This is a genomic window from Streptomyces sp. NPDC046909 (assembly GCF_040644695.1).
Classification (GTDB): Bacteria; Actinomycetota; Actinomycetes; order Streptomycetales; family Streptomycetaceae; genus Streptomyces.
Genome location: NZ_JBEYXC010000002.1, coordinates 422,789 through 449,757, shown reverse-complemented (window position 1 = coordinate 449,757; position 26,969 = coordinate 422,789). Strand labels below are relative to the sequence as shown.

The following is a 26,969-nucleotide window of genomic DNA, read 5'->3' as shown; positions in this document are numbered from 1 at the left end:
GCACAGAGGTCCCTGTCTGGGGTGGATTGACGTCAACTGCCCGTTCCGGCCCGCGAGTCGGTGCCACCATGAGGCATCGATCGGGGGATCCATGGACGACAACACCACACTCAGCCCGCCCCAGCAGCCGCCGACTCCGCCCAAGGACCGCACCGTCCACGGGGCGGTGATCGGCGGGGCGTGCACGATCCTCGCCGCGGTGATCGGCTACCTGGCCCTCCCGGCGGTGGCGACGCCGCCCACGGCGAGCGTGCCCACGGAGACGCAGACGGTGACGAGCCGGGTGACGGTCACGGCGACCGTCACCCAGCCCTCGGACGGGCAGGCGGCCTCCACCGGGACGCCCGCGGCCCCCTCCGGGACCGCTCTGCCGTCCTCCGAGGGCTGGGTCCCCGAGTTCAGCGACCGGGTGTCCCTGGAGGCGGCCTGGACGAACCTCGACAAGTTCCCGCCGTCCGTGGGGAGTCTGTCCGACGTCCAGGTCGTCGGCCACCTCGGCGGCATCTATCTGCGGACCTGGAAGGAACACGTCATGGCGAAGGTCCCGGCCGGTACGCCTGACCCCGCCCCGGCGGCCTGCGGCGACCTCATCGACGCGAGCGCCCCCGCGAGCAACCGTCTGACCGTCGCCACCGGCGACCGCCTCTGCCTGCGCACGGACCGCGCCCGCATCGCCCTGCTGACCCTCACCTCGACGCAGTCCGCCGGGGCCGACTCCAGCAGCGCCGTGGCCCACGTGACGGTGTGGACCGGCCCCGACACACCGTCGTACTGACAAGTACTGACGAGGCGGCCGGTACTAGCCGGTCACCTCGACGCCGTCCCGCTGCTGCGGAATGACCACCGCGCCCTGCTGGAGCGCCACCGTGCGGGTGGGCGCCGGAATGCGGATGTTCTCCTCGCGGTAGCGCTTGTGCAGGCGCTTGATGAACTCGTGCTTGATGCGGAACTGGTCGCTGAACTCGCCGACGCCGAGGATGACCGTGAAGCCGATGCGGGAGTCGCCGAAGGTGTGGAAGCGGACCAGGGGCTCGTGGTCGGGGACGGCGCCGGTGATCTCGGTCATGACCTCGGCGACGACCTCGATGGTCACGCGCTCGACCTGCTCCAGGTCGCTGTCGTAGCCCACGCCGACCTGGACGAGGATCGTCAACTGCTGCTCGGGGCGCATGAAGTTGGTCATGTTCGACTTCGCGAGCTCCCCGTTGGGGATGACGACGAGGTTGTTGGAGAGCGCGCGTACGGTCGTCTGCCGCCAGTTGATGTCCTCGACATAGCCCTCCTCGCCGCTGCTCAGCCGGATGTAGTCACCGGGCTGGACGGTCTTGGAGGCGAGGATGTGGATGCCCGCGAAGAGGTTGGCGAGGGTGTCCTGGAGCGCCAGCGCGACCGCGAGACCGCCGACGCCCAGGGCGGTGAGCAGCGGCGCTATGGAGATGCCCAGTGTCTGGAGCACCACCAGGAAACCGATCGCCAGGACCAGCACCCGGGTGATGTTGACGAAGATCGTGGCCGAGCCGGCGACCCCCGAACGGGACTGGGTGACCGTGCGCACCAGACCGGCCACCAGCCGGGCCGCCGCCACCGTGACCACGAAGATCAGCAGGACGGTCAGGATCTGGTTGGTGGTGCGCTGGGTCGTCTTCGTCAGCGGCAGCGCCGCCGCCGCGACCGCGATGCCGCCCGCGATCGCCGCCGCGGGCACCACCGTCCGCAGCGCGGCGACGATGACGTCGTCACCGGTCCATTTCGTGCGGTCGGCGTGCTTTCCGAGCCACTTGAGGAGGATCCGCAGCAGGAACGCGGCAATCAGGCCCGCGACCACGGCGATTCCGGGGACGACCAGGTCGTCCATGGTGAGATCCCGTTGAAATGCTGTCACGTCGCCACCTGTTCGCATTGCTGGATGAGCCGTCGCGAGGACCGTGCGGGTGCCACGGCCGACGCGACCGCTCATCCTGCCGTATCGGGCACAGGAGTTCGTAGGTGGCCTTGCCTGTGGATGCCCCCGCTCAGACGATTCCCTCGGCCAGTTCCGCCTGGTCACGGTCGGAGCCGTACGCCGCCGTGGTGGGCGTTCCGTACGAACGGCGGGCGGCGTACCACCACACCGTGGCGAGGACGAGTACGACGGCGAGGGCGATCGACGCGTAGTTCATCGTGTCGACCGTCACCGGCGACACCTGCGGCAGACAGAACAGCACGGTGACGAACGCCACCCACACGACCGCGACCCAGCCGATCGGCTTGCTCCACCGGCCCAGATGCCACGGCCCCGGCTGGAAACGGTCGCCCGCGCGCAGCCGCAGCAGTACGGGGATGGCGTACGCCGGGGTGATGCCGATGACGTTGATGGCGGTGACCGCCGCGTACGCGGTCGCCGAGTACAGAGAGGGCAGGGCCAGCAGTCCGGCGACCACCACCGACAGCCACACGGCGGCGACCGGCGTCTGGGTGCGGGCGCTCACCTTGCGCCACAGCGCGGAACCCGGCAGCGCCCCGTCACGGCTGAACGCGAACACCATGCGGCTGGCGGCGGCCACTTCGGCGTTGCCGCAGAACAGCTGGGCGACGATCACCACGATCAGCAGCGCGCTCGCGCCGTCCGTGCCGAGACCGTCGAGGAGGATCTGCGCCGGCGGCACCCCGGTGTCGGTCGCGCGGGTGGCGTCGTAGTCCTGGATGGCGAAGGTGAGTCCGGCGAGCAGCACGAACCCGGCTATCCAGGAGACCCAGATGGAGCGCACGATGCCCTTCGCCGCCGACACCGAGGCGTTCGAGGTCTCCTCGGAGAGGTGGGCCGAGGCGTCGTAGCCGGAGAACGTGTACTGGGCGAGCAGCAGGCCGATCGCCGCCACGTACAAGGGACTTGACCAGCCGGTGTCGTTGACGAACTCGGTGAACACGAAGGACGGGGACTGGTGGTGGTCGGGGACGATCGCCAGCGCGCCGACGATGAGCGCGACACCCGCCAGGTGCCACCACACGCTGACCGAGTTGAGGACGCTGACCAGGCGGACGCCGAAGAGGTTCAGTACGGCGTGCAGCAGCAGGATCGCCAGGAAGATCAGGAAGGTCTTCTCCGGTGTCGGCTCGAAGCCCCACTGGAGATTGGCGAACGCGCCCGCGAACAGCGCCGCGCCGTAGTCGATCCCGGCGATCGCACCCAGCAGACCGAGCAGATTCAGCCACCCCGTGTACCAGCCCCAGCGGCGCCCGCCGAGCCGGTCGGCCATGTAGTACAAGGCGCCGGAGGTGGGGTAGGCGCTGGTGACCTCGGCGAGCGCCAGGCCCACACAGAGCACGAACAGGCCCACGCCCGCCCAGCCCCACAGCATCACCGCGGGACCGCCGGTGCCGAGGCCGAAGCCGTACAGGGTCATGCAGCCGGACAGGATCGAGATCACCGAGAAGCTGATCGCGAAGTTGCCGAATCCGCCCATGCGGCGGGCGAGAACCGGACGGTAGCCGAGTTCGCGCAGGCGCTGTTCCTCGTCGTGCGGTGGGCGGCCTTCGGTGGTGCGGGACATACGGACCTCCGGGACTGGTGGTGGGGTCATACGGGGCGGCAGCGGGCCCGGGCCTGGAGGAAGATCTCCACGGCCTGGCCGATGTCGCCCGGTTCGGGGGTGCGGTACGCCCAGGGCTGAGGCGTCCAGTACGGGCCGAGCGCCTCGAACACCCGTGCAGCGTCCTGGAACTGGAGCGCGCCCCACAGGGCGTGGGCGAGATGGTTGAGATCCGGCAGCGCGCGTTCGGCGGGGAAGGTCTGCTCGAACCAGGCGTACAGCGCGCGCTGCGCCTCGCGGGTGGCGTCCTCGGCGACCCAGTGCAGATCGAGCGCGGCGTCCCGGCCGCCGGAGCGGCGGTAGCGCTCGACGCGGACGTACAGCGGCAGGACGTGCAGCGCGGAGCCCGGGGGAGCGGTGTCGGCGGCCCAGTGCGCGTAGCCCGCCGCCTCCGCGAGCCGTCCCGAGGTGCCGTGGTCGTAGAGGAACTGGAGCATCCGCTGGTGGGCCTCGCGGTTGTACGGGTCGCGCTTGTCGGCCTCCGCGAGCAGCCCCCACGGGCCCGGCGGCAGCATCGGCCCGGGCGGCGCGACCCGGTGCTCGTCCCAGCGCCGGTCCCGGTCGAGCCGGGCCAGCGCCAGCAGGCACACCCACGGCACGGGATCCTGCGGGGCGGCCCGGGCCGCGCCGTGACTCGCCTGCCAGGCCTCCCGCCACAGGTCCGGGGTGCGGGCGTGGCCCTCGCGGTGCGCCCGCAGCGCCCGTTCCACGACGACCCGGGCGTGCATCACGGTCGCCGGGACACTGCGCGGCTCCTCCTCGAGCCAGGCCCGCACCACATCGGTGCCGGCCGCCGCGGCGCCGAGGACCTGGGTGCGCTGCGTCCACTGCCACCAGGCCGTCGTCCCGGCGAGCAGGCCGCGCATCGACATCCAGCGCCCGGCGCGCACCTCCTGGAGCGTGGCGCGCAGCGCGGTGTCGTGCCCTGCGGGATCGTAGGCGGGTCGTGCTCCGTCTCTGGCCATCAGTCTCCCGCCCCTGGCAGCGGGCGGGTCCTGACGGCAGGGTGGAGTAACAACAGCCCTCCTCTGGGCGGCAGTTGACGAGCTCGTCGGTCGCGGCGGTCACTATAGAGGCGGAGGTTCCGCCTCTTCTCCCATTTCCCGATCTTTTCGAACTCCTTTGCGCGGCCTGAGGTTTGACCAGCCGTCAGCGTCGCTTGACGCGGCGTGGCGGGCGGCGGCAGGCTGTCGCCCGGTGATCGCCCGGGGCGGATCCGACGACACTGCCTGGGGAGGGGCTCGATGACAGGTCCGGTGCTCGCCGTCGACCAGGGCACATCCGGCACCAAGGCCCTCGTCGTCTGCCCCGAACGCGGTGTCATCGGCACCGGCTTCGCCGAGGTACGGCCACGCCATCTCCCCGGCGGCCTGGTCGAGGTCGACCCCGAGGAGCTGTACACCTCGGTCGTCGACGCCGGCCACCGCGCGCTCGCCGAAGCGCGCGAACCGGTCGTGGCGCTCGGCCTGGCCAACCAGGGCGAGACCGTCCTCGCCTGGGACCCCGACACCGGCCGCCCCCTCACCGAGGCGCTCGTCTGGCAGGACCGCCGCGCCGAGACCGTGTGCGAGGAACTCAACCCGTACGCCGACGAGTTGCGCGCCCTGACCGGCCTGCCCCTCGACCCGTACTTCGCCGCGCCCAAGATGGCCTGGATACGCCGCCACCGCACCCGCGAGGGCGTCGTCACCACCACCGACGCCTGGCTCGTCCACCGCCTCACCGGCGCCTACGTCACCGACGCCGCCACCGCCGGCCGCACCCAGCTCCTCGACCTCGACACCGCCCGCTGGTCACAGCGCGCCCTCGACCTGTACCGCCTCACCGGCGAACGGCTCCCGAAGGTCGTCGACAACGCCCAACCCATCGGTACGACCGAGGAGTTCGGACCCGAGATCCCGCTCACCGGCCTCGCCGTCGACCAGCAGGCCGCCCTGCTCGCCCAGCGCATCACCGGACCCGGCGGCGCCAAGTGCACCTACGGCACCGGCGCGTTCCTCCTCGCCCATACCGGCGACACCCCGAGACACGGCACCTCCGGGCTGGTCAGCTGCGTCGCCTGGCGCCTCGACGGAAAGACCAGCTACTGCCTCGACGGCCAGGTGTACACGGCCGCGTCCGCCGTCCGCTGGCTCACCGACCTCGGCGTCATCAAGGGCGCCGCCGACCTCGACACCGTCGGCGGCGCGGTGCCCGACAGCGGCGGCGTCACCTTCGTCCCCGCCCTGGCCGGCCTCGCCGCCCCCTGGTGGCGCGGCGACCTGCGCGGCTCGCTCACCGGACTCGGCCTCGACACCCGCGCGGGCCACCTGGTCCGCGCCCTGTGCGAGGGCATCGCCGCCCAGGTCGCCGAACTCGCCGACGCGGCCGGCAGCGACCTCGGCGCCCCCTTCACCACCCTCCGCGTCGACGGCGGCCTCACCCGCTCCACCCTCCTCATGCAGACCCAGGCCGACCTCCTGCAACGCCCCGTGGAGGTGTCCGCGCTGCCCGACGCCACCGCGCTCGGCGTCGGCGCCCTGGCCCGACTCGGCGCACAGCCCGGCCTGTCCCTGACCGACGCCCTGCCCGACTGGAAACCGGCCGCCGTCCACGAACCCCGCATCACCTCCGACGAGGCCGCCGAACGCCGCGCCGCCTTCCGCGCCGAGGTCGCCGCCCTCCTCGACCGGACGCCCGGATGACGGTCACCACCGCCGGACCGCTCCCGCCGACGACGTACGACGTGGCGGTCATCGGCGCCGGAGTCGTGGGCTGCGCCATCGCCCGCGAACTCGCCCGCCACCCAGGCCTGCGGGTCGCCCTGGTCGAGGCACAGGACGACGTGGGCCAGGGCACCTCGAAGGCCAACACCGCGATCCTGCACACCGGCTTCGACGCGGTGCCGGGGTCACTGGAGGGGCGGCTCGTCCGCGAGGGGTACCGCCGACTCGGCTCCTACGCCGCCGAGTCCGGCATCGCCGTCGAGCCGGTCGGCGCGCTCCTGGTCGCCTGGGACGAGGAACAGCTCGCCACGCTGCCCCGCCTCGCGGAGAAGGCGGAGCGCAACGACCACAAGGAGACCCGGCTGCTGGGGCCGGCCGAACTGTACGAGCGCGAGCCGCACTTGGGCCCCGGCGCGCTGGGCGCTCTGGAGGTCCCCGGCGAGAGCGTCATCGACCCGTGGACGACGGTCCTGGCGTACGCCACGCAGGCGGTACGGCACGGAGTCGACCTGCACCTCAACTGCCGCGTGGAGCAAGGAGTCTCGGGTACGACCCGGGGTCCTCTCCACGCCCGCTGGGTGATCAACGCGGCCGGACTGCACGCCGACACCCTCGACCGGCGGCTCGGCCACGACGACTTCACCGTCACCCCGCGCCGCGGCCAGCTCATCGTCTTCGACAAGTTCGCCCGGTCGCTCGTCCGGCACATCCTCCTGCCCGTCCCGACGGCCCTCGGCAAGGGCGTGCTGGTGGCACCGACGGTGTTCGGCAACGTCCTGCTCGGACCCACCGCCGAGGACCTCGACGACAGACAGGCCACGCGGTCCTCCGCCGAGGGCCTGTCCCTGCTGCGGGAGAAGGGCCGCCGCATCCTGCCCTCGCTGCTCGACGAGGAGGTCACGGCCGTCTACGCCGGGCTGCGTGCCGCCACGGAACACGACGACTACCGCATCCGCGTCCACCCGGAGCAGTCGTACGTCACGGTCGGCGGCATCCGCTCGACCGGCCTGACCGCCTCGCTCGCCATCGCCGGGTATGTCGTCGAGCAACTCGCCTCGAACGGACTGGAGTTGGGCCCGTCGCGCGAACTGGAACCGGTGCGCATGCCCAACCTCGGCGAGGCCTTCCCCCGCCCCTACCAGCGCCCCGAACTCATCGCCGCCGACCCGGAGTACGGCACGCTCGTCTGCCACTGCGAACGGGTGTCCCGCGGCGAGATCCGCGACGCCCTCAGCAGTACGGTCCCGCCGGGCGGCCTCGACGGACTGCGCCGCCGGACGCGGGCGCGGGCCGGGCGCTGTCAGGGGTTCTACTGCGGGGCGGCGGTGCGGGAGTTGTTCGAGGAGGGCGGCGGGGTGGATCGCGAGAGTTCGACGGGCACGGCGCCGCAGCCGTCGCGGGAGGCACGGGAATGAGCCGCGAGGTCGACGTCCTGGTGATCGGCGCGGGCCCCGCGGGCCTGTCCGCCGCCGCCTTCCTGGCCGCCACGGGCGTCGGCCGGGTCGAGGTGCTCGACCGGGAGCAACAGCCCGGGGGAGTCCCGCGGCACTGCGCCCACGGCGGCTTCGGCGGCTGGCCGCACCCGCTGACCGGCCCCGCGTACGCCCGGCGGCTCACCGATGCCGCGCTGTGGACCGGGGCGGTCGTACGGACCGGCGTGACCGCCCTCGACTGGGCGGGCCCCCTCACGCTCACCACCGTCAGCCCGAACGGCCCCGAGACCATCGAGGCACGGGCCGTACTCCTCGCCACCGGCGCCCGCGAACGCCCGCGCACGGCACGCCTGGTGCCGGGGACCCGGCCGGCCGGGGTCTACACGACCGGTGAGCTTCAGCAGGCGGTTCATCTGCACGGACAGCCGATCGGGACGCGTGCGGTGATCGTCGGCGCGGAGGGGGTCTCCTACTCGGCCGCGGACACCGTACGGGCCGCCGGCGCGGACGTCGTCGCCATGGTCACCGAGTCCGAGCGGCCAGGGGTGAACCGGGTCCGGGCGCAGAAGGCCCGTCTCTACCGAGGGCTCCCTCTCCTCACCGGGACCACCGTCACCGAACTCCTCGGCCGTGGACGGCTGTCCGGCGTGCGCGTGCGTCACCGGGACGGCCGTACGGCCGTGTTGGCGTGCGACACCGTGGTGTTCACGGGCGACTTCGTGGCCGAGAACGAACTCGCGCGGCGAGGGGGGCTGAGCTTGGCCCCCGAGACCTCACGGCCCGGGGTGTTCGCCGCAGGCGGGGTGTTGCGCCCCGGGGAGAGCGCGACCGAGGCGGCCCGCGCTGGACTTCGGGTGGCCGCCGCTGTCCATCAGTACCTGAACACTCCGGCATTCACAGGTTCTTGAAGGTCCCGTGCCGCCCCGCCCCCGAAGCAAACCGCGCGGCCCCCTCCAGGCTCTCCGCCAACACCCCCACCCCGTAAGCGAGTTCACCGCGCAGCGCTGCCGTCTCGTCCATCCCCTCCTGGTCCAGCACTTCGTACCAGGCCACCGACGCCAGCGCGTCCGGCCGCGCGAGCGTCAGGGAGTCCGGCCGCGCGAGCCCTCTGCGCTCAGATCACCTTCATCCGCACCAGCGCCCCCAGCGTCAGCGCCCCCGGCACCAGCGGAACCCACACCGTGATGATCCGGTACGCCAGCACCACGGCCGTGGCGATCGCCGCCGGGCCCCCCGCCGCCACCAGCGCCACGACCAGCGCCGCCTCCACCGAGCCGATTCCACCCGGTGTGGGCACCAGCGCGACGGCGACCGTCGCCGCGAGATACGCCACCGCCATGTGCAGCGGCGGCACCGGCAGCCCCAGAGCCTGTCCGACCGCCGCGAGCCCGGCCGCCTGGAGCGCCGGGAAGGCGAGCGAACCGCCCCACAGGGCGAACGCGCGCGCCGGCCGGGTGTGCACCTCGCGTGCCTCGCCGAGCGCGGTGCGCAGGAAGGACGTCACGGCGGTACGCACCCGTCGTACGGACAGGAGCACCGCCGCGACCAGGACCAGCACCACCCCGAGGGCGGGCAGCAGGGCGCCCACCGTGCCCTCGGGCAGGAGCGTGCCGAGGCTCAGCGCGTCGGGGAAGGCGATGAGCAGGGCGGCGAGCAGGGTCAGCCGGCCTATCGACTCGGCCAGCAGATACAGCGCGAGCGCGGCCGAGGAGCGGGCCAGCGGCAGCCCGCACACCGTCATGAAACGGAGGTTGACCGCGCTGGCGCCCAGGCCTGTGGGGAGCAGGTGGTTGGCGGCGCCGGCCGCGAACTGGGTGGCCAGCAGGCGGCGTTTGGGCAGGCACTGCACGACCGCGCCCTGTCGGGTGCAGGCCGCGGCGACCCAGGTCAGACAGGTCGCGCAGGCCGCGACCAGCAGCCAGGGCCACTCGGCGGACTCCAGATGGCCGAAGCCCTCGGCCAGGACCGAGCGGTGCCGCACGGCCACGACCGTGACGAGCAGAAGCGGAAGCAGACACAGGATCTGGCGGATCCTGCGGGCGGGGACGAGGACGCGACGGGGGCTCACGTCCGGAGAGGTTTTCCCCGCCGCGCCAACTGCGGGTTGCGGAAGGGCGGCCGGGGGATTGCTGGTGGTCATCGGATCCTTCGGGCGGGGGGACATCCAAGGAGTGTTGACCTCAACAACGCTTGAGGTCCTACCTTCGCTCCCATGAGCATGGAAACCACAGCCTGGACACAGCTCCAGGGCGTGATGAACGCCCAGCAGCAGACCCGCCCCTTCGCCCGCGCGACCCTGCGCCGCATCGGCGCGTTCGCCCGGCCGCACCGCGCCCGTATCGCGCGGTTCGTGGTGCTCGGGGTGGCGACGGCGCTGCTCGCCGTGGCCACCCCGGTGCTCGCCGGACATGTCGTGGACGCGATCGTGACGGGCGACGACGAGGGCACGGTCGTACGACTCGCCCTGCTCATCGCGCTCATCGCGGTCGTGGAGGCGGCCCTGGGCATCCTCGGCCGCCGGCTGTCGGCGACGCTCGGGGAAGGACTCATCCTCGATCTGCGGACGGCTGTGTTCGATCATGTGCAGCGCATGCCGGTCGCGTTCTTCACACGCACACGTACGGGAGCGCTGGTCTCCCGACTCAACAACGACGTCATCGGCGCACAGCGCGCGTTCAGCAACACACTCTCCGGAGTCGTCAGCAACCTCGTCACCCTGCTGCTCACCCTCGCCGTCATGCTCACCCTGTCCTGGCAGGTCACCCTGCTCGCCCTGGCCCTGCTCCCGGTCTTCGTGGTCCCGGCCCGCCGCATGGGCGCCCGGATGGCCGGGATGCAGCGGGAGGCGGCGGCGCTGAACGCGGCGATGGGCACCCGTATGACCGAGCGCTTCTCCGCGCCCGGCGCCACCCTGGTCAAGCTCTTCGGCCGCCCCGAGCAGGAGTCCGAGGAGTTCGCCGCCCGCGCCCGCCGGGTCGCCGAGATCGGCGTACGGACGGCGACGGCCCAGTCGGTGTTCATCACCGCGCTGACCCTGGTCTCCGCACTGGCCCTCGCTCTCGTCTACGGCCTCGGCGGCTGGTTCGCTCTGCGCGGCACCCTGGAACCCGGCGCCGTCGTCTCTCTCGCCCTGCTCCTGACCCGGCTCTACGCCCCGCTCACCTCCCTCGCCGGCGCCCGCGTCGAGGTCATGAGCGCCCTGGTCAGCTTCGAGCGGGTCTTCGAGGTGCTCGACCTGAAGCCCCTGATCGAGGAGAAGCCGGACGCCGTCGACGCGCCCGAGGGGCCGGTCGCGGTCGAGTTCGAGAACGTCCGCTTCGGCTACCCGTCCGCCGACAAGGTCTCCCTGGCCTCCCTGGAGGAGGTCGCGGCCCTGGACACCCGGGGCGGTGAGGAGGTCCTGAAGGGCATCTCCTTCCGCGCCGAACCGGGCCGGACCATCGCGCTCGTCGGCTCCTCCGGCGCGGGCAAGTCGACGATCGCCGGACTGCTCCCGCGCCTGTACGACGTCGACGAGGGCGCCGTACGCATCGGCGGCACCGACGTCCGCGACCTCACCGCCGGCTCGCTGCGCGCCACCCTCGGCATGGTCACCCAGGACGGCCACCTCTTTCACGACACGGTCCGCGCCAACCTGCTGCTGGCCCGGCCCGAGGCGACCGAGCCCGAACTCCGGGACGCCCTGCGCCGCGCCCGCCTCGACACCCTCGTGGACGCCCTCCCCGACGGCCTCGACACGGTCGTCGGCGAACGCGGCTACCGCCTCTCCGGCGGCGAACGCCAGCGCATGACCATCGCCCGGCTGCTGCTCGCCCGTCAGCGCGTCGTCATCCTCGACGAGGCGACGGCCCACCTCGACAACACCTCGGAGGCGGCCGTGCAGGAGGCGCTGACCGAGGCACTGGAGGGACGCACCGCGATCGTCATCGCCCACCGTCTGTCCACGGTCCGCGCGGCCGACCGGATCCTGGTCGTGGAGAGCGGGAGGATCGTGGAACAGGGCACGCACGAGGAACTGCTGGCGGCGGACGGACGGTACGCCGAGCTGTACCGGACCCAGTTCCAGGAGCGGTCCGGGAACGTCCCGGAGATCGAGGCGGTCGCGTAGAACAGCCGCACACGACACGTCAACCCCGCAGATTCACACAGAGAACGACAACATCGTTGCTTCCCCCGGGACGAGAACCTAGGGTGCGTTCGGTTTCCCCACAGCACCCCACAGGATCTGACGCTTGCTCAAAGCAGTGCCCCCACACTGTCGTCCCGAGGAAGGCCACGGTCATGTCGTACTTTCCCGTGTCGCCCGTCAGCCGCCGGCGTCTGCTGGAAGGGGGAGCCGCCGTCCTCGGCGCCCTCGCCCTGCCCGGACCGTCCACCCCCGCCCACGCGGCGGACAGGGCGGCCGGCACCCCGGAGTGGAACGGCAACATCGCCGTCTTCCGCCTCGGCACCGAGCCGCCGCACACCACCCTCATGCCGTACGCGGACGTCCGACAGGCCCTGGCCGCCGACCGCACCCGCTCCCCGTACCGCCTGAACCTCGACGGCAAGTGGAAGTTCGCCTACGCCGACCGCCCCGACGACCGCGACCCCGACTTCCACCGCACGGACCTCGACGACAGCGACTGGGACACCATTCCGGTCCCGTCGGTGTGGCAGACACAGGGCTACGACCGGCCGATCTTCGTCAACATCACCTACCCCTGGTGGGGCCCCAACGGCCTCGGCGAGGACGCCCAGCCCCCGGCCGCGCCGACCCGCTTCAACCCCGTCGGCCAGTACCGGCGGACCTTCACCGTCCCGGAGAACTGGTCGGGACGCCGCACCTTCCTGCACTTCGAGGGCGTCAAGTCGGCCCACTACGTATGGATCAACGGCGAGCTGGCCGGCTACCACGAGGACTCCTACACCCCCGCCGAGTACGACATCACCCCGCACCTGAAGCGCGGCACCAACCGGATCGCCGTCGAGGTCTACCGCTTCTCGGACGGCGACTGGCTGGAGGACCAGGACATGATCCGGCTGAGCGGCATCTTCCGCTCGGTGTACCTGTACTCCACCCCGGCCGTGCACCTGCGCGACTTCAAGCTGGACACCCCGCTGAGCGAGGACTACGAGGCCGCCGAACTGTCGGTCACCGCGAGCGTGCGCGACTACGGCGGCTCCGGTCAGGGTGCGTACTCGGTGGAGACCCAGCTGTACGACACCGGCGGCCACCCCGTCTGGCCCCGCCCGCTCCAGCAGACGGTGGCCCTCGACTCCGGCGCCGAGACCACCGTACGGGCCGCGAAGGCCGTACCCGATCCACGGCTGTGGTCGGCCGAACACCCGTATCTGTACACGGCGGTTCTCCGGCTGCGCGACCCGGCGGGCAAGGTCATCGAGACGCTCTCGCACCGCGTCGGCCTGCGCGAGTTCGCTCTCAAGGACGGCCTCATGCGCATCAACGGGCGGCCCGTCTCCCTGCGCGGCACCAACCGCCACGAACTGCACCCCGACGGCGGCATCGCCGTGACCCGCGCGCACCTGGTCGAGGACATCACGATCATCAAGCGGCTCAACATGAACACGGTCCGCACCTCGCACTACCCGAACAATCCGCACTGGTACGAACTCGCCGACGAATACGGCCTGTACCTCGTCGACGAGACCAACCTCGAAACCCATGGCATCCGCGGCGAATACCCCGGCGACCACGCCGACTGGACCGAGGCCTGCGTCGCCCGCGCCCAGAACATGGTCCACCGCGACAAGAACCACGCCTCCGTCGTCATCTGGTCGCTGGGCAACGAGGCGGGCGGCGGCAGCACGTTCGTCGCCATGCACGACTGGATCAAGTCGTACGACACGACACGCGTCGTCCAGTACGAGGGCGACGACCGGCCCGCCATCAGCGACATCCGCTCGGAGATGTACGACAGCCCCGCCCGCGTGGAGCAACGTGCCAAAGACACCGCCGACACCCGGCCGTACGTCATGATCGAGTACGCCCACTCGATGGGGAACTCGACCGGCAACTTCAAGCAGTACTGGGACATCGTGCGCCGTCACGACGTCCTCCAGGGCGGCTGGATCTGGGACTTCGTCGACCAGTCCCTCAACTGGCCAACGCCCACGCGGAAGTTGCTGACCGAGTCCGGCCCGGCCCGCGTCGGCGGCGAGATCCTCCCCGCGTCCGGCACCTTCGACCGAGAGAAGGGCGTCTCGGGCGGCACCGTCTTCGCCCGCGACCCCGGCCTGGATCTCACGGGTTCACTGACCCTCGAGGCATGGATCACCCCGCGCCACACCGGCTACCACCAGCCGATCCTCGCCAAGGGAGACACCCAGTACTCCCTCAAACAGAGCGACAGGACCCTGGAGTTCTTCATCTACGGCGACGGCCAGTGGATCGCCGCGAACTGGGCCCTGCCGGACGACTGGACGGGCTCCGAGCACCACATCGCCGGCGTCTTCGACGCGGACGCGGGCACGCTCACCCTGTACGTGGACGGTTCGGTGAGAGCCACCCGTACGACGACCCGCCGCCCCGCGAACAACACGGTGTCCCTCGCCCTCGCCACCGACCTCGACAACCCGACCCGCGAGTTCAGCGGCACCATCCGGCGGGCGCGCGTGTACGCCCGGGCCTTGAGCGCCGCCGAACTGGGCACTGAGGGCCGGGGCCCCGACGACGACGGCGTGCGGTTCTGGTTCGACGCGGCCACCGCCGAGGTCACCGAGAAGCGACCCGGGGTGCGGTCGTTCCTCCCTTACGGTGGCGACTGGGGCGACAACCCCAACGACGGCAACTCGACCTCGGACGGCCTCCTCACCGCCGACCGCCGCCACACCGGCAAGGCGGCCGAGGTCAAACAGATCTACCAGACGATCAACGTGGCCTGGGCGTCCCAGGGTTCGCGGACGGTGACCCTGACCAACGAGAACCTGTTCACCAACATCCGGGAGTACGAGGGAAGTTGGGCGCTGGTCGCTGACGGCAAGGCGGTCCAGCGAGGACGGTTCAGCCGCGCCCAGCTGGATGTGCCGCTGCTGACGAGCAAGGAGATCACCGTCCCCTTCAAGGTCCCGTCCGCACCCGCCCCCGGCACGGAGTACTTCCTCCAACTCTCCTTCACCACCAGGCAGTCCACCCCGTGGGCCGAGGCCGGGTTCGAGGTGGCCAAGCAGCAGCTCGCCGTGGAGGCGGGCAGCGCGGCGGTCACCCCGGTGCCGCTGGACCGCGTTCCGGCGCTGCGGTTCGAGGACGGCGACGAGTCGGTGACGGTGACCGGCCGGGGCTTCTCCGCCACCGTCGACAAGAGGACCGGCGTCATCACCTCCTATGAGGCGTCCGGTAAACGGCTGATCACCTCAGGACCCGCACCCAACTTCTGGCGAGCGCCCACCGACAACGATCGCGGCAACGGCCAGCACGTCCGCAACCAGACCTGGCGCGACGCGGGCACGCACCGCAAGGTGACGTCGGTCGAGGTCCGCGGGTTGCGGGACCGGGCCGTCGAGATCAAGGTCGGCGGCACGCTCCCGACGACCACGGAGTCGTCGTACACCACGACTTACACGGTCTTCGGCAACGGCGAGATCAAGGTCGACAACACCCTGCACCCGGGGGCCTCCTCCCTGCCGTACATCCCGGAGGTCGGCACCCTGCTCCTCCTGCCGAGCCGTCTGGAACACCTCCGCTACTACGGTCGCGGTCCGGAGGAGAACTACTGGGACCGTCAGGACGCGACCGATGTGGGTGTGTACTCCGGCACCGTCTCCGGGCAGCGGACCCCGTACATCCGCCCGCAGGAGAGCGGCCACAAGACCGATGTCCGCTGGGTGGCCCTGACCGATGACTCCGGCGGCGGCCTGCTGGTGTCCGGGGAGCCGCTCATGGAGTTCAACGCCTCGTACTTCACGCCGGAGGATCTGTCGGTGGGGGCTCGTCACGACTACCAGCTGACGCCTCGCAAGGAGGTCGTGCTGCGGGTGAGTCACCGGCAGATGGGTCTGGGCGGTGACAACAGCTGGGGCGCGCACACCCACGACGAGTACAAGCTGTTCGCGAACCGGGACTACACGTACACCTACCGGCTGCGGCCGCTGAGGGACGTGGACGAGGCGATGGGGGCGTCGCGGAGGCCGACAGCGGCGGAGTAGGGAACAGCCGGTGGAACAGCCGACGGAACAGCCGGTCGATCAGGGGCAACGGAGTGACGGGGGTCTCGGTGCGCGGCCGGGACCCCTTTCCGTACCCTGGACCCGCCCGTGCACCCAGAGCCCTTGACCTGGCGGGACCAGGCAGGGAGCCCGACACCTCGGAGCACTTCATGCTGCGCACCATGTTCAAATCCAAGGTCCACCGCGCCACCGTCACCCAGGCCGACCTGCACTACGTGGGATCGGTGACCATCGACGCGGACCTCCTCGACGCCGCCGACCTGCTGCCCGGCGAGCTCGTCCACATCGTCGACATCACCAACGGCGCCCGCCTGGAGACGTACGTCATCGAAGGCGAACGCGGCTCCGGTGTGATCGGTATCAACGGGGCCGCCGCCCATCTCGTGCACCCCGGTGATCTGGTGATCATCATCAGTTACGCTCAGGTGACCGACGCCGAGGCGCGGGCACTCGAACCCCGGGTCGTGCACGTGGACCGCGACAACCGCATCGTGGCCCTGGGCGCGGACCCGTCGGAGCCGGTGCCGGGCTCGGACCAGGAGCGCAGCCCGCAGGCCGTACCGGCCTGATCCCCGTACGACGTCCGACCAGGAGCGTGCCCATGAGCGACACAGAGATCCGCGACGACCGGGCGGCCGGCCGTCTGGAAGCCCTCGGCGACGGCGAAGTCGTGGGCCACATCGAGTACTTCGTCCTCGAATCGCCCGAGCGCGCCCTGGTCCCCGTCCACACGATCGTGGAACCGGCCCACGAGGGGAAGGGCATCGCGGGCTCCCTGGCCCGCGAGCTCTACGCCACCGCGAAGCGCGAGGGCATCGTCGTCGCCCCCCTCTGCCCCTACGTCGTCAAGTGGGCCGAACGCCACCCCGACGAGGCCCCGGTCGCCGACCCCGAGCTGCTCCGCGCGGCGAAGGAGTGGCTGGTGGCCCATCCCGGCCGCTTCTGACGCGGGCCGTACGGGTGACTGGGGTGCCGGGCACCGGGTAGGCGGGGGAGTAGTCCAGAGCCGACGTCACCACTGGCTGGAGGACACCATGACCAACCCGTACCCGGACCCCGTCCACCCGGGCCCGACACCGGGCCCCCACCCGGAGCCCCCGCCTGCACCCGTGCCCACCCCGCCCGCACCGACTCCTCCCGCTCCTCCGAGCCCTCCGCCGGGGCCCGGTCCTGGTCCTGGTCCGCAGCCGACCCCGGACCCGCAGCCGAACCCGGATCCCTCGCCGATCCCGCCCGGCCCGGAGCCCGTACCGAACCCGGAGCCGGGACCGCCGCTCAGTTGAGCGCATGATGTACGGAGGGTGAGAATTTCTCATCCCTCAACGTCTGGCGCGACACCGATCCGCTCGGCGGACCCGTCGGCATCGGCGGGGTGGACGTGCAGTGGACCGACCCCGCCGAACGCCGGAACGGCGCCACGAATGCCCGATCGCCGCGCTCCGAAGAGCACCCGGTCTTCCCGCCCATCGACGGCCACCGCTGCTACCTCACGGACCAGCGGATGGGCCCGCTGCGGGACCAGGTCCTGGAGCGGCTGCTCCGGGCGCGGGGCGCCGCCCCACCGCCGGAACCGGCACGGGCCGGCCTCGACGGTGGCGTGCCGCGGCCGTCCTAGGCGGAGATCTCCGACCGGTCGCCGCCCCACAGCGTGTGGAACGACCCCTCCCGGTCGGTCCGCCGGTAGGTGTGCGCCCCGAAGAAGTCCCGCTGCCCCTGCGTCAGCGCCGCGGGCAGCCGCTCGGACCGCAGCCCGTCGTAGTAGGCCAGCGCGGCCGAGAAGCCCGGCGTGGGCACGCCCTGCCGGGTCGCCGCGACGATGACCTCACGCCAGTCGTCCTGCGCCTCGGCGATCTCCCGCGCGAACGTCTCGTCGGACAGCAGGCTCGGCAGATCGGCGCGCGTGTCGTACGCGGCCCGGATCCGGTCCAGGAACGCGGCCCGGATGATGCACCCACCGCGCCAGATGGCGGAGACGGCACCGAGGTCGATGTCCCAGTCGTACTCGTCGCGAGCGGCGGCGATCTCATGGAAGCCCTGCGTGTACGACACGATCTTCGACGCGTACAGCGCCTGCTCGACCCGGTCGGCGAACGCCCCCGCCTCCGCCTCGCTCAGCGCCGTCGCCTTGGGCCCCGCGAGCCCCCGCGAGGCCTCCCGCAGCTCCGCGTGCCCGGACAGCGACCGCGCGAAGACGGCCTCGGCGATACCCGACACCGGGACACCGAGGTCAAGGGCGATCTGCACGGTCCACCGCCCGGTCCCCTTCTGCTCGGCCTGGTCCACGACCACATCCACGAACGGCTTGCCGGTCGCGGCGTCCACGTGCGACAGCACCTCAGCGGTGATCTCGATCAGATACGAGTCGAGGCGGCCGGTGTTCCACGTCCGGAAGATCTCCGCGATCTGCGCGGGCGAGTACCCGGCGACATCGCGCAGCAGCTGGTACGCCTCACCGATCAGCTGCATGTCGGCGTACTCGATGCCGTTGTGCACCATCTTCACGAAGTGCCCGGCGCCATCGGCCCCCACATGCGTCACACAGGGCGCCCCGTCCTTCGCCTTGGCGGAGATCCTCTCCAGCATCGGACCGAGCGATGCGTACGACTCCTTCGACCCGCCCGGCATGATGCTCGGCCCGTTGAGCGCGCCCTCCTCACCACCGGAGATACCGGTGCCGACGAAGTGGATGCCCTGCTCGCGCAGATCCCGCTCGCGGCGCCGGGTGTCCGCGAAGTGCGCGTTGCCCCCGTCGATGATCATGTCACCGGGTTCGAGCAGCGGAGCGAACTCCTGGATCACCGCGTCCGTCGGCCCCCCGGCCTTCACCATGATCACCAGCCGCCGCGGCCGCTCCAGCGCCGCCACGAAGTCCTTCGCGGTCTCCGCCGCGATGAAGTCCCCCTCATGCCCGTGCTCCTCGACCAGCGCCTGCGTACGGGACGCCGTCCGGTTGTGCACCGCGACCGTGTATCCGTTGCGGGCGAAGTTCCGGGCGAGATTACTGCCCATGACCGCGAGGCCCGTGACGCCGATCTGCGCTGTAGTGCTCATACCGTGTGCTCCCAAAAGATCCGGTGGATCGAGTAGGTGGTGTATCGGTTATCGGTGCTGCCGGTCGTGCTCGTCAGTATGGTCCAACGGCCATCCTGGCCCGCCACGTGGCAGGACGCACATCAGATACGGGTCACGAGGGGTGCGTCGTTCAGTTGCGCGGTCGGCGTGAAGAGGGGGCGCTAGATGTCGTAGCGAGCGGCCCGCGGGGCGCGCGGCGCACCGTACTCCAGAAGCGGGGCGGCCTGTCGAACGCGGTCGCTGATGGCGCGGGCGGCCTGGACCAAGGTGACCTCCTCCAGGTTGAACGCTTCGAGGGACTGCGTGAGGGGCGGCAGCCGGCGGACGGCCGACGCCGAGGTGACGACCGGCAACACCCGGCGCTCGGCGGTGATGACGTTGACGGACTGGCGCAGGAAGTAGGTCATGTCCAGGCGTTGGGCCACGCTCTCGCCACCGTCACCCACGAGCAGGACGAAGTGACGGCATCTGTCGATGAGTTGGCGTCGCTGTTCGTGCGAGGTCGACAGCGGATCCCCCGCCACGGTCAGGGCCGTCAGCCCGTGCTCGTGCAGGTGCGCGACGAACTGCCCGGCCACCGCGGCCGTGCGGGGGCTCTGGCTGACGAACACGTCGGCCTCGTAGTCCTGTTGTGCGGCCCGCTGGGCGGTCTCCACGTAGGAGTCACGGTTCTCGATCAGCAGACCGACGTCCTCCAGCCGGCGGGCGAGCAACGCGGCGAGACTGGAGATGCTGTAGGTGACCTGCGCGGAGTTGCGGTGGCTCTCGGTGAGGGCGGGCAGCGGCTCCCCGAACGACCAGACCGGGAAGTAGGGAACCGTGACGCGTTGCAGCAGTTCATCGGCGGCGCCTCCCCGCGGGGCCCAGTCCCGCAGCCGTGGCTCCATCCGCTCGGCCAGCTTCCGTCGCCAGGTCTCACCCCGCTCGTACTCGGGCTGCGCGTCGAACCTGCTCAGCAGCGGAACGGTCAGCAGCCCGGGCCGGTCGTACTGCAGCTTGTCCCTCTCCTTCCTCGCCATCTCGACGACCTCCAGCACACCGCTGACGTTCTGCTCGTTCGCGGTGAAGACGAAGACGAGGACGTCGGGGATCTGGACGGTGCAGATCCCGCCGGAGTCGGTGACGCCCGTACGGCTGTCGACGAGAACTAGGTCGTAGCGCTCCATCCACTCCTCGCGCCACGCCTCCAGAGTCCTCCCGAAGCGATGTTGCGTGTACAGGGTCTGCCAGTCGAGCCCCTGGAGGCGGCTGACATAGGTGGGGTCGTCCTTCTTCCCGGCCGTGATCAGATCAAGGCGTGCGCCTTCGGGTAGTGTCACGGTGGTGAGGTGCCCCAGCGCGGCCGATCTTCCCTGGAAGGGCGACTCCCGCGCCTCCTCGATCATCTCCAGCAGCCCCGACCGCGACTCGGCGATGTGCTCCTCGAAGTAGTGCCCGAGCCCTGGCGCCTCCAGGTCCCAGTCCACGCACAGCACGCGATATCCCCAACGGGCCAGCACCACCGCCGTGTTGGCGAGCGCGAAACTGCGGCCGACTCCACCCTTGTAGGAGTAGAACGTGACGATCTGTCCGGGTTCCATTCACGCTCCAAACCGCGGAAGTCGGTCGGGAGTCGAGGTCAGGGGTGGGGGTCTGAGCACCGGCCAGTCGGCGTTCCAGTCGGGAACCTCTGTCAGACGGTCCGCGATGAGCAGGGCGAAGTGCCGCACTTCCCGATCGAAGTCCAGGTACGACTCGGTTTCCCGGTACTTGAGGTAAGGGATGTTGTAGTTCCTGAAGTCCTGGTACAGCTGCCGATTGCGTACGGATTCCGGGAAAGTGGACTCGCCTGCGAAGACCACGGGAATGATCAACCCCTGAAATCCGGACACCGCCTCACGCTCCTCCATGGAGCGCCACTCGGCGACGCACCAAGGCGACCGGAAATAGGGGGCGGACAGTACGGCAACGAGTAGACGGCTCTTCTGGAGCGCGGCAGCGAGCTGGTCCGGCCAGCGAGCGTTCTGGCGTTCCGTGAGGTCGCGGTCGATGAATATCGAAGCGTTCCCGGTCTCGTCCTCAAGTCTGCTCGCGAGCAACGGGTAGAAGTGATTCCATACCCACTCGCTGACGTTTCCCGAACTCCGGCTGTAACTCAGGAACACGTCGTACTCGTAGTCCACGCCACGCCCCGCTCGCCCGCTGGTGGGATGGAGTGTAACCGCCAATCACCCCCGCAGGGCGGCCGGTTGCTGTCTTGTCATGGCCTGTTCGTGCCGCTTACTTTTGGCCCTCCTGACGTATGCACGTAATCACGTATGTCGAGGGGGCAGCTCCATGGCCGTACGCGGCCGGCACCGCCGGTATCAGCCGAACAGGATCAACCGCGCCTCACTCACCGTCACGGCGGGAGGTGCCGGGATGGCGATCCCGCTCATCGGCGCCGGTGCCGGCACGGCGCACGCGGCCGATGTGGACACCTGGAACAAGGTCGCCGCGTGCGAGTCCAGCAACAACTGGAGCATCAACACCGGCAACGGGTATTACGGCGGGCTTCAGTTCACCCAGTCGACGTGGGAGGCGTTCGGCGGGACGCGGTACGCGCCGCGGGCCGATCTCGCCGGCAAGGACGAGCAGATCGCGGTGGCGGAGAAGGTGCTGGACGGGCAGGGGCCGGGCGCGTGGCCCGTCTGTTCGGTCAAGGCCGGTCTGACGCGCGGGGGTGACACCCCCGATATCCATCCCGCCGGGTCCACGTCCACCAAGAGCTCCGTGAGTTCCGTGCCCGACGTGCAGCCCCAGACCACGCCCCAGTCCCGGGCCGGGACCGCCGAGATGTACACCGTCGTGCACGGCGACACCCTCTCCGGCATCGCCGACCGGCAGGACGTGAAGGGCGGCTGGCGGGGGCTGTACGCCGCCAACCGGAAGACCATCGGGGCCGATCCCGACCTCATCCTGCCGGGGCAGCGGCTCAGCCTGCGCGGCAAGGCGGTCACTACGACCACCCAGACGTCCGCCGGTTCCAAGTCGTCCACCGAGTCCGCCGAGAAGAAGACTTCGGACGACACACAGCAGGCCGGCCACTCCCTCGTCGCCCCCGTCGACGCCCCCACCGGCACGCCGTACCACAAGGCGGGCTCCTCCTGGTCGAAGGGCTACCACACCGGCGTCGACTTCGCCGTCCCCACCGGCACGTCCGTGAAGGCCGTCGCGGCGGGGCGGGTGGTCAGCTCCGGGTGGGCCGGGTCCTTCGGCTACCAGGTGGTGATCCGGCACAGCGACGGGCGGTACACGCAGTACGCCCACCTCTCCGCGATCTCCGTGAAGAGCGGGCAGAGCGTCGGCGGCGGTCAGCGGATCGGCCGGTCCGGGTCCACGGGCAACAGCACGGGCCCGCATCTGCACTTCGAAGTGCGGACGGGGCCCGGCTTCGGCTCCGATATCGACCCGGTCGCCTATCTGCGTCGCGGCGGCGTCAGGATTTGATCCTCATCCGATGCCGGTCGAGCACCGGCATCGGAACGTACGAGGCTCCGTACAGCGGGCCGTAGAGGTAGACCGGGGAGTCGTCGGGGCCGGGGGACTCCGGGTCCGCCACCGACATCTCCGCCGGGATCAGAACCCTCTCCGGTACCGCCGACTGCTCGGGAAGACCGGCGTGCGGCTGCTCGGCGGGAGTCGGCTCGGACAGCCCCGCCAGCAGCCGCTCGGCGACCTCCGCCGAGGTCTGCTCGGGGACGGTGGCCGTGGCGGCCGGCTCGGGCACCCGCCGGGTCTCCGTGCGGGCGATCCGCTCCGTCGTCAGCAGGATCAGTCCGCCCGCCGCCACCACACCGCAGCTCAGGGCGAGCACGGTGCCGGTGGTGCCGTAGCGGAAGGTCTCGCCGAACATCGTGATGCCGACGACGGCCGCCACCACCGGGTTGACGACGGTGAGCATGGCCAGCGGCGCCGCCAGGCCCGCGCCGCGGTAGGAGGCCTGCGAGAGCAGCATGCCGGCCGTGGCCAGGACGCCGATCACGGCCAGGGAGGGCACGTCCGCCACCGTCAGACCGTCGGTCCAGTCGACCGAGACGATCTTCGTGAAGACCGAGGACATGCCGAACGCTATGCCGGAGGCGGTGGCGAGCAGGATGCTGCGCACCGCCGGGTGCCGGTGGGCCGCCCGGCCCGCGATCATCAGGGCCACGACCGCGAGACCGGTCACGGAGGCGAGGGCCACCCGCTCGGCCGTGTCCAGCGACTGCGCCTCGGAGGCCCCGACCAGGGACAGCAGCCCCACCAGGCCGACGGTCGCCATGATCGCGCCCCGCCAGGCGGTCGCCCCGGCCTTGCGGCCGACGAACAGCGCCGCCATGGGGAGGGCGAAGACGATGGTCAGTGCGCCCAGGGGCTGCACCAGGCTGAGCGGACCGTACGCCAGCGCCACCACGTGCAGAAGTCCGCCGAGGCCGTTCAGCGCGACCGCCGCCCACCAGCTCGCCCGCCGGAACGGCGCGAACTGCTGCTCGGGGGAGGACACCGCGACCTGCTCCTGGACGATCGCCCCGCCCGCGTAGGCGACGGCGGAGACGAGCGACAGGACCACGGACAACGCGAGGGCACTCATGAGCTGCTCCTCTGCGTGAAGCGGGGGCGGTGACCCCGGCGCGGTGTACGGTCAGCTTCCATATGCAACACGATGCCGCGAAAAGCTGTTCCCGTCGTCGTACCTGAGCAGGCATTGGGTCCTACTGCCGATGGAGTACGAATCGGGCGCAGTCCTCCCCAGGGTGGGTGACGCGGTACCGCGCCCGGTCGGGGGTGGCCCCTAGGGGGCTTGGTACTACTGCTTCTCGTGGACCTCGACCCCGATCTCACCGCCCTCCGCCCGCTCGGCGGCTTCTTCGTACTACGCACGGACGCAGTGCCGCGTCCGGCACCGCCGACGCTCGCGGAGGCCTACGAAAATCGTGGGCCGGAGGTTTACGGAAATTCTATGACTTTTCGTGTCCAGAAGGTCGCGGACGCCCTCCGGGCCTCCGAGTTGCGGATCGCGGCCTCGGTGGCCCAGCAGGGACTCGCCGCCCGGCTGTGGTCGGTCTCCCTGGGCTGTGCCGCCCTCCACGGCCGCATCCCCGACCTGGACCCCCGGCTCCTGCGTTGGGACGCCGACGGCAGCGCCCCCGACGACCTGTGGCTCACCGAGCTCCGCCCGCTGCCCGGGGACGCGGCGAACCTCGCGGCGGCCGTGCTGGACGGTCACCTCGAACCCCTGGCCGCGGCGCTGCGGGACCGGTACCGGGTCGCCTCCGGCCTGCTCCGCGGCAACGCGGCCTCCGCGCTCGCCGGCGCCGCCCGCCAGCTCCTGGGATGGGCGCACGCCAACGGCCGTACCGACGTCGCCGCACGCGCCCGCGCCCTGACCGCGGAACTCCTCGCCCACCCCGCCCTCGCCGGCACCCTCGACCCGGCGACCCTCCGGCGCCGCAGCTGCTGCCTCTACTACCGCGTCCCCGGCGGCGGCGTGTGCGGCGACTGTTGCTTCACACGGCCCCCGCGGTCTTCCCCGCGCGCCGCATCTGGGTGACCATGAAGGGCAACCAGCCGCTGAGAACAGGGGGTTCCGGGTGCGAGTGGGCCTGCTGACCCGGGAGTACCCGCCGGACGTGTACGGCGGCGCGGGCGTCCATGTCGAGTTCCTCGCCCGGGAGTTGAACTCCCTGGTCGACCTGGAGGTGCACTGCTGGGGCGAAGGGCGCGGCGTGGGCGTCGCCCGCCACCGGTCCTGGTCCGTGCTCGACACCGCCAACGACGCGCTGCGCACCTTCTCCGTGGACCTCGCCATGACCGCGGGCCTCGAAGGCCGCGAACTCGTGCACTCCCACACCTGGTACGCCAACCTCGCCGGCCACCTCGGCAAGCTCCTGTACGGCATCCCGCACGTGATGACCGCGCACTCGCTGGAGCCCCTGCGCCCCTGGAAGGCCGAGCAACTCGGCGGCGGATACGCCCTGTCGAGCTGGGCCGAGCGCACCGCGATCGAGTCCGCCGACGCGGTGATCGCGGTCTCCGGCGCCATGCGCGAGGACATCCTGGCCTGTTATCCGGCGCTCGACCCGGCCCGGGTGCACGTCGTGCACAACGGCATCGACACCACGCTCTACCGGCCCGACCACGGCACCGAGGCCCTCACCCGCATCGGCCTGGACCCGGACCGGCCCTTCGTGCTCTTCGTCGGCCGCATCACCCGCCAGAAGGGCGTGCCCCATCTGCTGCGCGCGGTACGGGACATCGACCCGGCGGCGCAGGTCGTGCTGTGCGCCGGAGCGCCCGACACCCCGGAGATCGACCGCGAGTTCCGCGAGCTCTTCCAGGAGTTGAGCAGTGTGCGCGAGGGTGTCCACTGGATCCCGCAGATGCTGCCGCGCCCGGATGTGATCCAACTCCTCACGCACGCCGCCGTGTTCGTCTGCCCGTCGGTGTACGAACCCCTCGGGATCGTCAACCTGGAAGCGATGGCGTGCGGAACTCCCGTCGTCGCCTCCCAGGTCGGCGGGATCCCCGAGGTCGTCGACGACGGCAAGACCGGCGTACTCGTCCGGGTGGACGACGACTTCGAGCCCGCGCTGGCCCGCGCGCTGGACTCCGTGCTCGGTGATCCCGAGGGCGCCCGGCGGATGGGCGAGGCCGGACGGGAGCGCGCGGTGGGGGAGTTCGGCTGGGACGCGGTGGCGCGGCGGACGGTGCGGCTCTACGAGGAGATCCTCAAACAGGCGTAGCGCGCCCCGGGCAGGGGCAGGCATGGGTCAACCAGGGTGAGGGGAGCGGCCATGCGTCGTGGTGGTCCTTCGGTGCTCGGAGTCGTACTGGCGGGCGGAGAAGGCAAACGCCTGATGCCCCTGACCGCGGACCGCGCGAAACCGGCGGTCACCTTCGGAGGAACGTATCGCCTCGTCGATTTCGTCCTCTCCAACCTCGTGAACGGCGACATCCTGCGCATCTGCGTCCTGACGCAGTACAAGTCGCACTCGCTGGACCGGCACATCACCACCACCTGGCGGATGTCCAGCCTGCTCGGCAACTACGTGACCCCGGTCCCGGCCCAGCAGCGGCTCGGCAAACGCTGGTATCTGGGCAGCGCCGACGCCATCCTCCAGTCGCTGAACCTCGTGCACGACGAAGGGCCCGAGTACGTCGTGGTGTTCGGCGCCGACCACGTGTACCGGATGGACCCGCGCCAGATGCTCACCCAGCACATCGAGAGCGGCGCGGGGGTGACGGTGGCCGGTATCCGGGTGCCCCGCTCGGAGTCCTCGCAGTTCGGTGTGATCACGCCCGGCTCGGACGGGCTGACCGTGGAGGGCTTCCTGGAGAAGCCCGCCGACCCGCCTGGCCTCGTGGACGACCCGGAGACCGTCTTCGCCTCCATGGGCAACTACGTCTTCACCACCAAAGCCCTCATAGAGGCGCTCCAGCGGGACGCCGACGACGAGGACTCCGTGCACGACATGGGCGGCTCGATCCTGCCCCAGCTCACCGACCGCGGCGAGGCCCAGCTCTACGACTTCAGCCTCAATCACGTGCCCGGCGAGACGACCCGCGACCAGGGCTACTGGCGTGACGTCGGCACCCTGGACGCGTACTACGACGCGCACATGGACCTCATCGCCGAGCGCCCCGCGTTCAACCTCTACAACCGGCAGTGGCCCATCTACACCCACTCCGGCCAGCTCTCCCCGGCCCGGTTCAACGCGGGCGGGATGGCCAGCGAGTCGATCATCAGCGCCGGCTGCCTCATCCGCGGCCAGGTCACGCGGTCGATTCTGTCGCCGGGCGTCAGAGTCGACCCGGGGGCGGTGGTCCAGGGCTCGATCCTGCACGACAACGTCCGCATAGGCCGGGGCGCGGTGGTGCGCGGGGCCGTGCTCGACAAGAACGTCGAGGTGCCGCCGGGCGCGACGATCGGGGTGAACCCGGAGCGGGACGCGGAGCTGTACACCGTCTCCAAGGGCGGTGTGATCGCGCTCGGGAAGGGCCAGCAGGTGTCTTGAGACACATGC

Annotated in this window: 20 protein-coding genes and 2 pseudogenes; 13 read left to right on the top strand and 9 right to left on the bottom strand. The window is 71.0% G+C overall.

Annotation, left to right across the window (positions count from 1 at the left end; all coding sequences use genetic code 11):
- Positions 1–91 precede the first annotated feature (91 nt).
- Positions 92–775 (top strand): hypothetical protein, encoded by a 684-nt coding sequence (locus ABZ928_RS06240; protein WP_361515332.1) that lies wholly within the window; start codon positions 92–94, stop codon positions 773–775.
- Positions 776–799: 24 nt separating this feature from the next.
- Here ABZ928_RS06240 and ABZ928_RS06235 read toward each other — a convergent pair whose 3' ends face one another.
- The 3 genes from ABZ928_RS06235 to ABZ928_RS06225 all read right to left on the bottom strand — a co-directional run bounded on the left by ABZ928_RS06235 (position 800) and on the right by ABZ928_RS06225 (position 4,534).
- Complete coding sequence (locus tag ABZ928_RS06235; RefSeq protein WP_361516136.1) at positions 800–1,855, bottom strand: mechanosensitive ion channel family protein; 1,056 nt, start codon at positions 1,853–1,855, stop codon at positions 800–802.
- Positions 1,856–2,012: 157 nt separating this feature from the next.
- Entirely contained in the window at positions 2,013–3,530 is a 1,518-nt protein-coding gene (locus ABZ928_RS06230) for an amino acid permease (protein ID WP_361515331.1), read from the bottom strand.
- Positions 3,531–3,556: 26 nt separating this feature from the next.
- Complete coding sequence (locus tag ABZ928_RS06225) at positions 3,557–4,534, bottom strand: hypothetical protein (RefSeq protein ID WP_361515330.1); 978 nt, start codon at positions 4,532–4,534, stop codon at positions 3,557–3,559.
- 279 nt (positions 4,535–4,813) lie between these two features.
- On the opposite strand from ABZ928_RS06225, the gene ABZ928_RS06220 reads away from it, so the two are divergent.
- From ABZ928_RS06220 to ABZ928_RS06210, 3 genes and pseudogenes are all read left to right on the top strand, one after another.
- Positions 4,814–6,253 carry an FGGY family carbohydrate kinase gene (locus tag ABZ928_RS06220; protein WP_361515329.1) on the top strand — a complete coding sequence of 480 codons (1,440 nt, stop codon included), beginning with the start codon at positions 4,814–4,816 and terminating at the stop codon, positions 6,251–6,253.
- Positions 6,250–7,689 carry an FAD-dependent oxidoreductase gene (locus ABZ928_RS06215; protein ID WP_361515328.1) on the top strand — a complete coding sequence of 480 codons (1,440 nt, stop codon included), beginning with the start codon at positions 6,250–6,252 and terminating at the stop codon, positions 7,687–7,689. The genes ABZ928_RS06220 and ABZ928_RS06215 overlap by 4 nt, the downstream gene beginning before the upstream one ends.
- Positions 7,686–8,588: pseudogene (locus ABZ928_RS06210) on the top strand (NAD(P)/FAD-dependent oxidoreductase); the annotation flags it as partial. The gene ABZ928_RS06215 and the pseudogene ABZ928_RS06210, both read left to right, overlap by 4 nt.
- Before the next feature lie 13 nt (positions 8,589–8,601).
- On the opposite strand, the pseudogene ABZ928_RS06205 reads toward ABZ928_RS06210, so the two are convergent.
- Both ABZ928_RS06205 and ABZ928_RS06200 read right to left on the bottom strand, forming a co-directional pair.
- Positions 8,602–8,745 (bottom strand): annotated as a pseudogene (locus ABZ928_RS06205) (enoyl-CoA hydratase); the annotation flags it as partial.
- Positions 8,746–8,821: 76 nt separating this feature from the next.
- Complete coding sequence (locus ABZ928_RS06200; RefSeq protein ID WP_361515327.1) at positions 8,822–9,847, bottom strand: lysylphosphatidylglycerol synthase transmembrane domain-containing protein; 1,026 nt, start codon at positions 9,845–9,847, stop codon at positions 8,822–8,824.
- A gap of 78 nt (positions 9,848–9,925) precedes the next feature.
- Here ABZ928_RS06200 and ABZ928_RS06195 point away from each other — a divergent pair, with 78 nt between their 5' ends.
- The 5 genes from ABZ928_RS06195 (at position 9,926) to ABZ928_RS06175 (ending at position 17,488) form a co-directional block, all read left to right on the top strand.
- Positions 9,926–11,815: an ABC transporter ATP-binding protein gene (locus tag ABZ928_RS06195; RefSeq protein WP_361516135.1), complete on the top strand. Its 1,890-nt coding sequence runs from the start codon at positions 9,926–9,928 to the stop codon at positions 11,813–11,815.
- 173 nt (positions 11,816–11,988) lie between these two features.
- Positions 11,989–15,852: a glycoside hydrolase family 2 TIM barrel-domain containing protein gene (locus ABZ928_RS06190; protein ID WP_361515326.1), complete on the top strand. Its 3,864-nt coding sequence runs from the start codon at positions 11,989–11,991 to the stop codon at positions 15,850–15,852.
- Positions 15,853–16,022: 170 nt separating this feature from the next.
- The gene (gene panD, locus ABZ928_RS06185; RefSeq protein WP_361515325.1) at positions 16,023–16,442 is read left to right on the top strand and encodes an aspartate 1-decarboxylase; all 420 of its coding nucleotides are present in this window, start codon (positions 16,023–16,025) and stop codon (positions 16,440–16,442) included.
- A gap of 32 nt (positions 16,443–16,474) precedes the next feature.
- A complete protein-coding gene (locus ABZ928_RS06180) occupies positions 16,475–16,819 on the top strand; it encodes a GNAT family N-acetyltransferase (protein WP_361515324.1) in 345 nt (114 codons plus the stop codon).
- 432 nt (positions 16,820–17,251) lie between these two features.
- Entirely contained in the window at positions 17,252–17,488 is a 237-nt protein-coding gene (locus ABZ928_RS06175) for a hypothetical protein (protein ID WP_361515323.1), read from the top strand.
- Here ABZ928_RS06175 and gndA read toward each other — a convergent pair.
- The 3 genes from gndA to ABZ928_RS06160 all read right to left on the bottom strand — a co-directional run bounded on the left by gndA (position 17,485) and on the right by ABZ928_RS06160 (position 21,107).
- Entirely contained in the window at positions 17,485–18,924 is a 1,440-nt protein-coding gene (gene gndA / locus ABZ928_RS06170) for an NADP-dependent phosphogluconate dehydrogenase (RefSeq protein WP_361515322.1), read from the bottom strand. The genes ABZ928_RS06175 and gndA overlap by 4 nt on opposite strands.
- A gap of 182 nt (positions 18,925–19,106) precedes the next feature.
- Entirely contained in the window at positions 19,107–20,525 is a 1,419-nt protein-coding gene (locus ABZ928_RS06165; protein WP_361515321.1) for a hypothetical protein, read from the bottom strand.
- A complete protein-coding gene (locus ABZ928_RS06160; RefSeq protein WP_361515320.1) occupies positions 20,526–21,107 on the bottom strand; it encodes a TIR domain-containing protein in 582 nt (193 codons plus the stop codon). It lies immediately after the preceding gene.
- A 154-nt stretch (positions 21,108–21,261) separates the two neighbouring features.
- On the opposite strand from ABZ928_RS06160, the gene ABZ928_RS06155 reads away from it, so the two are divergent.
- Entirely contained in the window at positions 21,262–22,413 is a 1,152-nt protein-coding gene (locus tag ABZ928_RS06155; RefSeq protein ID WP_361515319.1) for a transglycosylase family protein, read from the top strand.
- Here the strand turns inward: ABZ928_RS06155 and ABZ928_RS06150 are convergent.
- Positions 22,403–23,536, bottom strand: coding sequence for a DMT family transporter (locus ABZ928_RS06150; RefSeq protein WP_361515318.1), 1,134 nt, complete (start codon positions 23,534–23,536; stop codon positions 22,403–22,405). The genes ABZ928_RS06155 and ABZ928_RS06150 overlap by 11 nt on opposite strands.
- Before the next feature lie 210 nt (positions 23,537–23,746).
- Between ABZ928_RS06150 and ABZ928_RS06145 the strand changes: the two genes are divergently transcribed.
- Genes ABZ928_RS06145 through glgC form a run of 3 tightly spaced genes read left to right on the top strand, consistent with a single transcriptional unit; the run spans position 23,747 to position 26,960 of the window.
- Complete coding sequence (locus ABZ928_RS06145) at positions 23,747–24,496, top strand: (2Fe-2S)-binding protein (protein ID WP_361515317.1); 750 nt, start codon at positions 23,747–23,749, stop codon at positions 24,494–24,496.
- A gap of 40 nt (positions 24,497–24,536) precedes the next feature.
- Positions 24,537–25,688 carry a glycogen synthase gene (glgA, locus tag ABZ928_RS06140; RefSeq protein ID WP_361515316.1) on the top strand — a complete coding sequence of 384 codons (1,152 nt, stop codon included), beginning with the start codon at positions 24,537–24,539 and terminating at the stop codon, positions 25,686–25,688.
- 51 nt (positions 25,689–25,739) lie between these two features.
- Positions 25,740–26,960, top strand: coding sequence for a glucose-1-phosphate adenylyltransferase (glgC, locus tag ABZ928_RS06135; protein ID WP_361515315.1), 1,221 nt, complete (start codon positions 25,740–25,742; stop codon positions 26,958–26,960).
- Positions 26,961–26,969: the final 9 nt, after the last annotated feature.